The sequence below is a fragment of the Nostoc sp. 'Lobaria pulmonaria (5183) cyanobiont' genome (assembly GCF_002949795.1).
In the GTDB taxonomy this organism is placed as follows: domain Bacteria; phylum Cyanobacteriota; class Cyanobacteriia; order Cyanobacteriales; family Nostocaceae; genus Nostoc.
This window is the reverse complement of record NZ_CP026692.1, coordinates 2,074,276-2,087,007: the sequence shown is the minus strand read 5'-3', so window position 1 is coordinate 2,087,007 and position 12,732 is coordinate 2,074,276. Positions and strand designations below refer to the sequence as shown.

Sequence of the window (12,732 nt, the reverse complement as noted above, 5' to 3'; positions counted from 1 at the left end):
TCAAGGAAGACAAGAGTACTTTCATCGCTATAAAGATTTATAGAAAAAATTGGGTGTGTAAGTAGTGAGCGAGGAAGGGAAATTGTTACGAACAATGCGAGGATTTTTACGGAAAACAGAGAGTCTAAGGCGCATACTGCCGATAAATGAAAGGTTTTGGGCAAAGTTTGACTTGCTGAGAACTTTGGTACGTCGGGATTTAGAGGCGCGGTATAAAGGTTCTATTTTAGGTAATTTGTGGCCTTTACTAAATCAGCTATCACAATTACTGATTTACACGTATGTGTTTTCGATTGTGCTAAGAGTGAAGTTGAGTATCAAAAGTTTGCCAGAAAATAACTTCACCTTTGGTTTGTGGCTATTTGCGGGTTTGCTTCCCTGGATTGCTTTTTCGGGGGGGTTGATACAGTCTGCTACTTCAGTCGTAGGACAGCCGAATTTAGTCAAGAAGGTTGTATTTCCCCTAGGTTTGTTACCGCTCGTGCCAATTTTATCAACATTCATTGAGAGTTCCTTTGGTTTAATGGCATTGATTTTTTTCGTGGCGGTAAATACTCATACTTTACATGCTACCTTGGCGCTATTACCTTTGGTTTGGTTAACACAGTTATTGCTCACAGCAGGGTTGGGTTATTTAGCAGCAGGACTAACGGTATTTTTGCGAGATATCCCGCAGACTTTAGTAGTAATTTTAAATGTTTGGTTTTATGCAACACCGCTTGTCTATCCAGTATCAGCAATTCCAGAGCAGTGGCAGAGTTTGGTATTCTGGTTAAATCCAATGGCAGCGATCGCTGAAGTTTATCGTGACATAGTTTTAGTTGGGGAGGTGAAGCATTGGGGCGAATGGGGAGTAGCTTCTATGATTGCCTCGGTCATATTTTGTTGCGGCTTTACTGTGTATAAACGGTTACGTCCAGCGTTTGCCGATGTTTTGTAGGGAATTTTTACTGATCCATTGAATCTTAAATCAGCGTTAATGGCAAGGCTAACTATACAGTACACCATAGCGCTATGATTCAAAAAAGGGTAGAAAGTTTGATTAGTTGATGATAGTTGTGCAGTCTGGATGAACTAATAGTAAGTGTGTAGTAATATGGGTGAAGAGATTGCAATTTCGCTGAGGAATATCTCGAAGTGCTATAAGCGGTATGCTCGACCAGTAGATCGACTAAAAGAACTTTTGCTACCTGCTAAAAGCCGCGCTCAGGAGTTTTGGGCATTGCAGGATATTAGCCTAGAGGTTCCTAAAGGTGACACTGTGGGCATCATTGGTCAAAACGGCTCTGGCAAAAGTACACTGCTACAAATTATTGCCGGAACGCTGACACCAACTATAGGTAAATTGTACGTAAATGGTCGGGTTTCAGCATTATTGGAACTTGGTAGTGGGTTTAATCCTGAGTTTACTGGACGGCAAAATGTATTTTTTAATGGACAAGTTTTAGGGTTAAGCCGAGCAGAAATAGAAGCTAAGTTTGACAAAATTGCTTCTTTTGCTGAAATTGGCGATTTTCTTGAACATCCCGTTAAAACCTATTCCAGTGGCATGGTAGTAAGATTAGCATTTGCAGTAGTTGCTAATACAGAACCAAGTATTTTAATCGTAGATGAAGCCTTGGCTGTAGGAGATGCGAAATTCCAAGCTCGCTGTATGAAGCGTATTCGTCAGCTAAAAGAAGAAGGAGTAACTATATTATTTGTTTCTCATGATTCTGGCAGCGTCAAAATGTTGTGTAACAGCGCAATATTGATGAATCATGGAAAAATGCTAGAAATAGGTAGACCTAAAGAGGTTGTAAATCATTATATTGCTTTATTAAGCTCAGACGATAATCAAGTAGAAATTGAAAATAATAAATCTGAAGATAGAACATTAGTTCAACAAAATAATATTGAATTAATCGATGATTTTGTCAAAAATAATCCAGACGATAGTTTACATAGGCATGGCAATAAATTAGCGATTATTAAAAATGTTCAACTTATTGATTTAAAAGGTAAAAAAATAGCAAAATTAGAAACGGGACAAAGATTCCAAATCAGTGTATTATTGCAAGCAAAAGCAGAACTATCAGACTTAATTGTAGGTATCTCAATTAGGAATTTAATGGGTTTGGTAATATATGGAATTAATACTCATTTACTAAACATTAAATTACCAGAAATAAATCAAAATCAGGAATTAACAGTATTGTTTAAAATTCCCTGTTATATGAATAAAGGAGTTTACACAGTTACACTGGGAATACATTCTGAAGAAGGATTAAGTTATGATTGGGTCGATGAACTAGTAGTGTTGGAAGTCAATAACAGTATTTCTTGTGATGGCTTAGTAGATTTGCGATCAACTGTCAAATTTAATATTCCAGTAAATCACACAATAGGGGGCTAACTTGTAAAAGAAAACTAATTTTTACTATGAGTTTAAATTGCTAATTTGAAACAAACAAATAGATTCATAGCAATGGAATTTGAGCTAATAAGCTAATAAATGTAATATTTTAATATACTGTGTAAATTAAACTATGTTTGATTCTAATAACCCTGAAATTAATATCGATGAGTTAATGCAAAAGATCCGCGAAGAGGTTGCTAAACGCCAAGTAGATTCTCAACCATTAGCTGCAAAAAATCATGCAGATATAACAGATTTAATCTCAAAGATTGGATATATTGAATCTTTACTTATAAATGCAGAAGCTAGAGCTTGTGCACGCACAAAGTGGCCTGATAAACTTAATCGCTTTCCTTTAAAGTTCAGCTCAAAATTACAAAAATTCATTCTAAAACTTATTAATTTTTTATTTAAAGATCAAAGAGAGGTCAATTTAAATTTAATTCTTGCTTTGAAAGCGTCTGTAACAGTTAACCGCCAGCTAATAGAACAAATTAATACTTTAAAGACGCAAATAGATGAGCGCTTGATTAATGTTGATAGTCGCTTCCAAGGAATAGATGAGCGCTTGGTTAATGTTGATAGTCGCTTCCAAGGAATAGATGAGCGCTTGATTAATGTTGATAGTCGCTTCCAAGGAATAGATGAGCGCTTGGTTAATGTTGATAGTCACTTCCAGGGAATAGATGAACGCTTGGTTAATGTTGATAGTCACTTCCAAGGAATAGATGAGTGCTTAGATGTTATGGATATTCGTTTTCAAGGTATAGATCATAGTTTGAATACCGTTAATAAATTTGCAAATAATTATATGACTGATATGGAAGAAAAGTTAAACAATTTTAAGACTCATATTCAAGGGATGGATGAGCGCCATATTAGAAATGACAATTATCTAAAAAATGATTTGATACAGCAGAAGCGTATGATTGCCTTGTTTTTAGAAGAAGCACGGGGGCGGTTGCCACAACCATTCAATCAACAGCAAATGCAAACTTTTCTCAATGAAGACCAACATTTATTAGATGCCTTCTACGTTGCTTTTGAAGACCAGTTTCGAGGTAGCCGTGAGCAAATTCTTAATAGATTGAAAGTATATTTACCTTTGATTGAAGAAGCAAAAATTGGTAGCTTAAACTCCCCTATTTTAGATCTGGGTTGTGGACGGGGCGAATGGCTACAGTTACTGCGAGATTCTGGTTACACAGCAAAGGGTATAGATATCAACAGGGTGATGCAAGAGCAATGCCAAGCCAGAAAACTTGATGTAGTTGAATCTGATGTAATTCTATACTTGCAATCCCTACCAGATGATAGCTTAGGTGCAGTCACGGGTTTTCACATCATTGAACATTTAGAATTTCCGGTGTTAATCAAGTTATTGGAAGAAGTAGTGAGAGTACTTAAACCAGAGGGAATTGCTATTTTTGAAACGCCAAACCCCAAAAATTTAGTAGTTGGGGCTTGCAATTTTTATTCAGATCCAACTCACCGCAATCCAGTTTTTCCTGAAACAATTCAATTTTGTATGAGATTTAAAGGCTTATCAAATGTTCAATTATTGTATTTAAACCCAGTAGAAAATAGCCCCTTTGACAAACAAGATATAGAAAGTGTGACTCTTAATGACTGGTTCTTTTGTTCCCGCGATTATGCAGTAATTGGATATAAAAAATGAAACCAATAGCTTTAGTTACCCCTTGGTTTGGTAATGATTTAAAAGGAGGCGCAGAACAACAAGCTTGGCAATTGGCGACACGTTTAGCACGACGAGGACATCAAATTGAAGTTTTAACAACTTGCTGTCACTCTTTTCACGATGATTGGTCAGTTAATCATCTTAAATCTGGATTGAGCCAAGAAGAAGGTTTAAAAATTCGCCGCTTTAAAGTTGATTGCCGGGATCGCGCTAGTTTTGATGGTGTTAACGCTTTGATATTAAGCTTACCATCGTCTGCCTTAAAGCCGGGAGTCAGCCCTATAAGTTTAAAAAATGCAGCTATATTTTGTTCTGAGAATATTAACTCTAGCGATTTACTAAACTATCTAAAACAATATCAAGACCAGTATCAAGCCTTTTTATTTTTACCTTATCTTTATGGACTTATTTTAAATGGTTTGGAGATTGTAGCCAGTCGTGCTTTTTTACAGCCTTGCTTGCACGATGAGGCTTATGCTTACTTGCCACAAATTGCTAATATTTTTCATTTAGCAAAAGGATTATTATTCATCAGTGAGGGTGAAGCTCAACTAGCAAGAAAATTATATGGTCCTGGTATTATTAGTAAAAGCCTTGTAACAGGTGCTGGAATAGAAGCGTGTGTTTCTAATAACACAGAAATTATTCAAATAAAAGATTTTCAAATCCAACAAGAGCGGTTTATTCTTTGTTTAGGTCGCCGAGATTCAACAAAAAATACAGATATATTAGTTAAAGCTTATATAAATTTTAAGCAAAAGCACCCAAACTCTAATTTAAAATTAGTTCTTGCTGGTCCTGGTAATCCATCTTTTATTGCTTCCGTACCGGATTTAATTGATTTAGGTTTAGTTGCAGAAAGGGAAAAAGAAGCATTATTAGCTAACTGTTTAGCTTTATTTCAACCTAGCCAGAACGAAAGTTATTCCCGCGTAATTATGGAAGCTTGGTTCTATAAAAAACCTGCTGTTGCTCATCGAAAGTGTTTGGCTACTGCAATGGCTGTCGAGTCTGCCAAGGGTGGTTGGCTAGCAGATACAGAAAGTGAATGGACAGAATTATTCGCTAAAATTGACCAAATAGAAAAGGAAACATTAACAGAATATGGAGCAAACGGTCAAATTTATGCAAATCAAAATGCTGTATGGGATAACATTATTCAACGTTATGAAGCTGTATTTGGACTATCTAAACAATCAGCACCAGTAACAACTAAGTCTAAGTTAGGGAAGCTTCAAGAAATACATCAACTTCTACCCAATCTTGCTTATGGTGATGCTATCTCCAATCACGCACTAGCTATCAGAAACTATCTCCGCGACTGGGGATATAAATCTGATATTTTTGTTAGGTATGTAGATGAAAGAGTTGCTCATGAAGTAACAGTATTCCAATCAAAATATATCAATCGTCAAGCCGGATTAATTTACCATCATTCAATTGGTTCTGAACTTACAGATTATGCGATCGCTCATCCTGGTGTAAAATGTTTAATCTATCACAACATCACGCCATCTGAGTTTTTTTTGCCTTATCGACCGGAGTTTGCCAAAATTCTAGAAAAAGGTCGCAATGAACTAAAACAACTAGCTCAGTACTTTCCAATATCAGTTGGAGATTCTGCTTACAATGCAGCGGAACTTGCAGCGTCTGGGTTTCATGAACCAGGGGTATTACCAATCGCTACTAACCCTAATAAATGGGATATGTCTGCGGATGCTCAATTAATGCAGCAATTGCAAGATGGTAAGGCTAATTTGCTTTTTGTTGGTCGTTTAGCACCAAATAAGCGTCAAGATCAACTCCTAGAAGCATTTGCCCACTACTTAACAATGGATCAAGAGGCGCGGCTAATTTTAGTTGGTTTTGGTGAGATAAACGATCCGTACTACTCTCACCTAATCAATACTATTGAAAAGTTCAACTTGACAAATTTTGTAATGCTTCCAGGGCAAGTAAATGATGCCCAATTGTTAGCATTTTATCGAACTGCACACTTATTTTGGTCAATGAGTGAGCATGAAGGTTTTTGTGTACCTTTGGTTGAAGCAATGTGGTTTGATGTTCCTATTGTGGCTTACAAAAGCACTGCTATACCAGAAACGTTAGGTGAAGCAGGGCTGATGTTTAAGAGTAAGGACGATTTAGTTCAGGTTGCAGCCTTGGCAAAGTTACTGATATATGATAAATCACTAATATCAAAGGTAATTTATGCACAGAGAAGAAGGAGAGAAAAATTTTTAACCACAGCAGTATTTGAAAAATTAGATAGTGTAATTTTAAGGATGGAGGAATAACGCAGTGAACTATGTGAATAAATTATTAGATTTCTTAAATAAAGGAAGACAAAAAAATAACCATAATTGGAATTCAGAGAATATTTCTACATCTGAATCTAATAAGATTTTTTTAGAAAATGCGTATAAAGAAATTTTGGGTCGAGATATAGACCCAGGTGGGTTAAATCATTATATGAACCTTCTAAATTCTGCATATAGTCGAACCAACGTTCTTATAAGCCTAGTGAAATCAGATGAGTTTATTAACAAAGTTTTACAAGAAAATTATCATATCCAAAATTTAAGAGAATTAAGACCATTAAGTTATGAATTAGTAGATGACATTTCAAAAATTAATAAAATTCTCGTTTTTAATGTCAAGAGTCAAGATGATTTTGATTGGTTGGAAGCAATGATTTTGGAACATGGTTATTATGAAAAACCAGGTGTATGGGGTTTAAATATTGATATAGATAAAAGAATAATGGCAGAAATTATCTCATTGTTTCAGCCTGTTAGAGCCTTAGAAATAGGCTGTGCTAATGGTACGATTTTACAATGCCTTCATGAACTTAATATATTGTGTGAAGGCGTCGAAATTAGTCAAATGGCAATAAATAAGGCTTTTCCTGAAATTCAGAAAAATATTCATAAAGGAGACTTATTAAGTTTAGAAAATTTAGGAACATATAATTTAGTTTTTGGATTAGATATTTTTGAACATTTGAATGTTAATAAACTTGACGATTATATTGCTAAAATAGCCAAGGTATTGAGTGATGATGGCTATTTATTTTGTAATATTCCAGCATTCGGTCAAGATATTATTTTTGGCACAATTTTTCCCATTTATATTGAAGATTGGAAGGAAGACATTGTACAGGTAAGAAATTTTTCCAAGCTGCATGTAGACAAAGATGGATATCCAATGCATGGACATATTATTTGGGCTGATACTCAATGGTGGGTAAAACAATTTGAAAAACACAATTTTTATAGGCAACTAGAAATTGAAAAAGTACTGCATGAAAAGTATGACAATAGCATGAACAAAATATCCATATCAAGAAAATCATATTATGTTTTTTCCAAAAATCCTCATCCAAAAGAAAATGAAGCGATCGTAGATCATATACGTTTCACGAAATCACAAATCAAAGCTTTTTATAATTAATGTTATGCGAGTAGCTTTCGTAGTCCAACGCTGTGGATTAGAGGTTAACGGTGGAGCCGAAACTCACTGTATTAAAATTGCCCAGCGTATGTCTAATTATTGGGATACGGAAATACTGACAACCTGTGCATTAGACTATATGACTTGGAAAAACTACTATTCACCAGGGTTAACAGAGGTGGCTGGTGTTAAAGTGCGGCGTTTTCAGGTAGCACAGACACGTGATATCAAAAAATTTAATCATTTGTCTGAGAAAATATGTCCTCATTTAAAAAACATCTCAATCAAGGAACAAGAAGCATGGATGCGATCACAAGGGCCATTTTCTCCTGACTTGATTACTTACGTCAAACAAAGAGAGCGTGAATACGACGCATTTATTTTTTTTACTTATTTATATGCGACGACTTATTTCCCTTTGGCATTTGTAGCAAAAAAAGCTTATTTAGCTCCTTTAGCTCATAACGAATGGCCCATTTATATGAGTATGTGGGATAAATTCTTTGAAAAACCTCGTGGATTTATCTTCAACACGATAGAAGAACGAGATTTTCTCAAAACTCGTTTTCCCAAAATAAACTTAGACGGACCCGTTGTTGGTGTAGCGATAGATCCACCATCAACCATTAACGCAAAAGAATTCAGGCAAAAATATAACATCAATGAACCATTTCTGCTTTATATTGGTAGAATCGACCCGTCTAAAGGGTGTCAAGAGCTTTTTCACTACTTTATACAGTTGCGAAAGCAGGAATCTGCTTCAAGAAAGTTAGTATTGCTAGGTAAGCCAACAATGCCAATTCCCCACCATCCAGATATTGTGGCGCTGGGTTTTGTAGATGAGCAGACTAAGTGGAATGCTTTAGCAGCTTGTGATTTGCTGGTAATGTCCTCACCTTATGAAAGTCTTTCTATGGTGTTGTTGGAAGCTTGGATAATGGGCAAGCCTGTCATAGTCAATGGAAAATGTGATGTTTTGGTGGGACAATGTTTGAGATCCCAAGCTGGAGTTTGGTATACCAATGCAGATGAGTTTCAGGTGGCTATAGAAAAAATGGATAACCAAATTAGATATCAACTAGGTTTGCAGGGAAAAAAATTTGTTGAAAGTAATTATAGGTGGTCGAAGATAGAGAAGGATTATTTAAAATTACTGGATTAATTGCAAATGTGGTTCTAAAGATAGAATAATTTGGTCAAGCAATCGCTACTGTTGTGATAGTTTAGTAACTAATTTTAACAATATACAACAGTTAGTGTTTTCAAAAAAATAAGATGGATTTGCAGGTGATCGCTAAAAATAAATCTATTCAACTATTTAATTGAGTTTGTTACTTCGTGTAAATTTTTGAATCAAAGAGTAATAATAATTTGTTACAAATCATAAATTATGAAAAAAATATCGATGAATTAATCCTGATAGTAATTCCCCTTTTTAATGATTGCTAATCATTAGTTAGATATTTTGCTGATAAATTTAGACGAAGTAAGGAGATTATCAATCTGGGTATTGCTGGCCCATCTATATTTTTAGTTTATGTTTTCTCAGCTTTGTTGGGTTACTTTATATTTAGAGAAACTGTTCGCGTAACCCGTATTATCGATTTGGGCTTTATCATGGGTAGAGTTATTTTGGTAACTTTGCAAAAATAAAACCCAGTTGAATGTAATGAATCTCATCAAATAATCAATAATAAAAAGCTCTCATCGCCACACTATTTCTAGAATATGCTTTGTCCAATATCGTCAAAAAACTGTAACTAGGGCGATTCCCTTACCCGACTCTTGCATAGGCGCTTATATAGCCATTATAGACATGATGCTTTTAACCAGAGATGTTAATTGCTACCCTATTAATTTTCACACCTTATAGCTAATATTTCCACAATCTTGATAATTTTGTTGTAGCACATGACTAAAAAAGCCCTAATCACAGGTTTAACAGGACAAGACGGCTCTTATCTGGCTGAACTTCTTCTCGCTAAAAGCTACGAAGTTTTTGGCTTAGTCCGCCGCTCTAGCACAAGTAACCTAGAGCGCATCAACCACCTCTCAGGCAATGTTCAAATTGTATCTGGCGACCTTTTAGACCAATCTTCTTTAATGGATGTGGTTAGCGAGTGTCAACCCGACGAAATTTATAATCTCGCCTCGCAAAGCTACGTTCCTCTCTCTTGGACACAACCAGCCCTGACTGCTGAGTACACAGCCCTTGGTGTTTCTCGCCTTTTAGAATCTATCCGGCGCTGCAAACCGGATGCTCGATTCTACCAAGCATCTAGTAGTGAAGTTTTTGGTCAACCAGATGAATCGCCTCAGACTGAACGCACCGCCTTTCGTCCGCGCAACCCTTATGGTGTTGCCAAAGCATACGCTCACTGGATGACTGTCAACTATCGGCAGAAATACAACCTTTACAACTGCTGTGGTATTACTTATACTCATGAATCACCTCGACGTGGAACAGAATTTGTATTTCGCAAAATCACGCACGCAGCTGCTCAAATTAAACTGGGTTTGGCAAATGAACTAAAATTAGGCAACCTAGATGCCTGTCGTGACTGGTGCTATGCCAAGGATGCTGTTTACGCTATGTGGCTGATGTTGCAGCAAGAACATCCTGATGACTATATCATCGCCAGTGGTGAAACTCACTCTGTCAAAGAACTCGTTGAGTGTGCTTTTAACTGCGTTGGTTTAAACTGGCAAGATTATGTCTTGGTTGATCCTGCTTTTTATCGTCCTGATGAATCAGTCCAGTTAGTTGGTTCCATTAATAAAATTAAGACGGAGTTAGGTTGGCAGCCTCAGTACTCATTTGAGCAATTGGTTGAGGTTATGGTTGATTATGACCTGAAAAAATTGAGCAAAAACGCAGCCTAAGTATTCTGATGCTAAAAATTGTAGTTGATGCCACCCCAGTATTTCCAAAACCTAGTGGAGTTGGCTTTTATGTTGCTAATCTAATTCGCTCACTTAATGCTTTACAGTTTCAAGAAGAGTTTCAACTGGGTATTGCCTATCAACCAGGCTTCAAAAATTGGCTTCTAGGCAAAGGAACTGTACCTACTTGTTTAAATGAATATTCTCATATTTATTTACTGCCTATACCTGTCAGAGTCTCGGATTTATTATTAACATCAACTCAAGTTTCAAATTTATTTCTATATTATTTTCAAACATATTTTGAACAAAGTTTTGATTACCCAAATTTATTACATGGAACAAATTACTCTGTTTATCCTTGTAATAATAGTCTAAAGGTAATGAATATATATGATTTAACTTTTATTAAATATCCAAATTATATAGATTCAGTTGTAAAAAGATATGCAGAAAAAGTTAAACGATGTTTACAATGGACAGACTTAGTTTTGACAATTTCAGAAAGTTCTAGAAAAGACATTATTGAGTATTTACAAGTAGATCCCAAAAAAGTTTATGTTACTCCTTTAGCTAGTCGCTACAGTCCTAATTATTTATCTGATAAAAAAAATATTGCGGCTTTAGAAAAGCAGGTTAATTACGATTTTTCAAACCCGTATCTACTTTTTGTTAGTACAATCGAACCAAGGAAAAATATTAATGCTATTATCTATGCTTTTAATTTATTAAAGAAAAAATACAAAATTGAGCATCAATTAATATTAATTGGTAAAAAAGGTTGGAATTACGATCCAATATTTGCTGACATTGAGAGTTCACCTTGGAAAAGCCAAATTCATCATCTTGACTACTTATCTGATGAATTAGTAGCATTATTTTATTCAAAAGCTGATGTCTTTGTTTATCCATCTCACTACGAAGGGTTTGGTTTACCCGTATTGGAAGCAATGACGCTAGGCGCTCCAGTCGTTACTTCTAATACTTCGTCAATACCAGAAGTTTCAGGAGATGCTGCTATATTAATTGACCCCAGTGATCCTGTTCAACTAGCCGAAGCTATCCTGAAAGTAATCAGTGATTCCCAGTTACGCCAAGAATTAATTAATAAAGGGAAAGCCAGAGCAAAATTATTTTCTTGGGAAAGAACGGCAAAAGAAACATTAAACGCTTACAGAACCATTATTTAATGAAAATAGTAGATAATACCTCTGCCAAACAATTAATTATTAACTTATCTATTCTATTGTCTAAACCAACGGGTATAGGCAACTATGCTCAAAACCTTTTTCCTTATTTAAAATCTTTGCAACCCACTCTATTATTAGCGCAAAAATATCCTGATTTTGACTACTATCCAATTCCGTCAAACTTAACACCAGACCACGGCACAAAAGGTCATTTTAAGCGCCTGATTTGGACACAATTTCAATTACCACAAATATATAAAAATCTCAAATCTAGTCTTTTATTCTCCCCGCTACCGGAAGCACCCCTTTATACTGACTGTCGTTTTGTTGTCACATGTTTTGATATGATACCGTTGCGTTTTGCCAAACGCTTCTCACCACTCACAGCCTACCACCGCTACTACACTCCCCAAATTCTTAAGCAAGCACAACACATTATTTGCATCTCCCAGACTACGGCTAAAGATATCACCGATTTTTACCAAATTCCCGCCAGTAAAATTACTCCAATTCCTTTAGCGCACGATCGCACTCACTTCCTTCCTCTCAACCTTCCCACCCGCAACTACTTTCTCTACATTGGACGCCAAGATCCATACAAAAACATCCAGCGACTCATCAGTGCTTTTGCGGCGTTACCTAATTGCAAAGACTATGAACTCTGGTTAGTAGGGCCAATTGATTCGCGTTACACCCCGATTTTAAAAATGCAAGTTGCAGAATTGGGTGTAACTAATCAGGTAAAGTTTCTTGACTATGTACCTTACAGCGAATTGCCAAAAATCATCAATCAAGCGATCGCTCTGGTTTTCCCCAGTCTCTGGGAAGGTTTTGGTTTACCTGTCCTCGAAGCAATGGCTTGTGGTACTCCCGTCATTACCTCCAATCTCTCCTCATTACCTGAAGTCGCTGGCGATGCGGCGATTCTAGTCAATCCCTACAACACCGGAGAAATTACAGAGGCGATGCAGGCGATCGCAACTAATTCAGAATTGCGATCGCGCCTTTCTAGCCAAGGTATCACTCACTCTCAACAATTCAGTTGGGAAAAAACAGGAAAAGCAACCGCCGAAGTGTTATCTCGTTACATATAAGCTAACGCCAGAATT

Annotated in this window: 9 protein-coding genes; all 9 read left to right on the top strand. The window is 36.2% G+C overall.

The features are described 5' to 3' along the window. Positions 1-94 precede the first annotated feature (94 nt). The 9 genes from NLP_RS08955 (at position 95) to NLP_RS08915 (ending at position 12,717) form a co-directional block, all read left to right on the top strand. Positions 95-940, top strand: a complete 846-nt coding sequence (locus tag NLP_RS08955; protein ID WP_104906095.1) for an ABC transporter permease — start codon at positions 95-97, stop codon at positions 938-940. A gap of 156 nt (positions 941-1,096) precedes the next feature. Continuing rightward, complete coding sequence (locus NLP_RS08950) at positions 1,097-2,395, top strand: ABC transporter ATP-binding protein (protein WP_104906094.1); 1,299 nt, start codon at positions 1,097-1,099, stop codon at positions 2,393-2,395. 133 nt (positions 2,396-2,528) lie between these two features. After that, on the top strand, positions 2,529-4,076 hold the full coding sequence (locus NLP_RS08945; RefSeq protein ID WP_104906093.1) for a class I SAM-dependent methyltransferase: 1,548 nt from the start codon (positions 2,529-2,531) through the stop codon (positions 4,074-4,076). Further along, on the top strand, positions 4,073-6,394 hold the full coding sequence (locus NLP_RS08940) for a glycosyltransferase (RefSeq protein WP_104906092.1): 2,322 nt from the start codon (positions 4,073-4,075) through the stop codon (positions 6,392-6,394). The genes NLP_RS08945 and NLP_RS08940 overlap by 4 nt, the downstream gene beginning before the upstream one ends. Before the next feature lie 13 nt (positions 6,395-6,407). After that, positions 6,408-7,550 carry a DUF4214 domain-containing protein gene (locus tag NLP_RS08935; protein ID WP_234017255.1) on the top strand — a complete coding sequence of 381 codons (1,143 nt, stop codon included), beginning with the start codon at positions 6,408-6,410 and terminating at the stop codon, positions 7,548-7,550. 4 nt (positions 7,551-7,554) lie between these two features. Next, entirely contained in the window at positions 7,555-8,712 is a 1,158-nt protein-coding gene (locus tag NLP_RS08930; protein WP_104906090.1) for a glycosyltransferase family 4 protein, read from the top strand. A gap of 749 nt (positions 8,713-9,461) precedes the next feature. Next, a complete protein-coding gene (locus tag NLP_RS08925) occupies positions 9,462-10,433 on the top strand; it encodes a GDP-mannose 4,6-dehydratase (RefSeq protein WP_104906089.1) in 972 nt (323 codons plus the stop codon). 8 nt (positions 10,434-10,441) lie between these two features. After that, the gene (locus NLP_RS08920; RefSeq protein ID WP_104906088.1) at positions 10,442-11,623 is read left to right on the top strand and encodes a glycosyltransferase family 4 protein; all 1,182 of its coding nucleotides are present in this window, start codon (positions 10,442-10,444) and stop codon (positions 11,621-11,623) included. Next, positions 11,623-12,717 carry a glycosyltransferase family 4 protein gene (locus NLP_RS08915; protein WP_104906087.1) on the top strand — a complete coding sequence of 365 codons (1,095 nt, stop codon included), beginning with the start codon at positions 11,623-11,625 and terminating at the stop codon, positions 12,715-12,717. The genes NLP_RS08920 and NLP_RS08915 overlap by 1 nt, the downstream gene beginning before the upstream one ends. Positions 12,718-12,732: the final 15 nt, after the last annotated feature.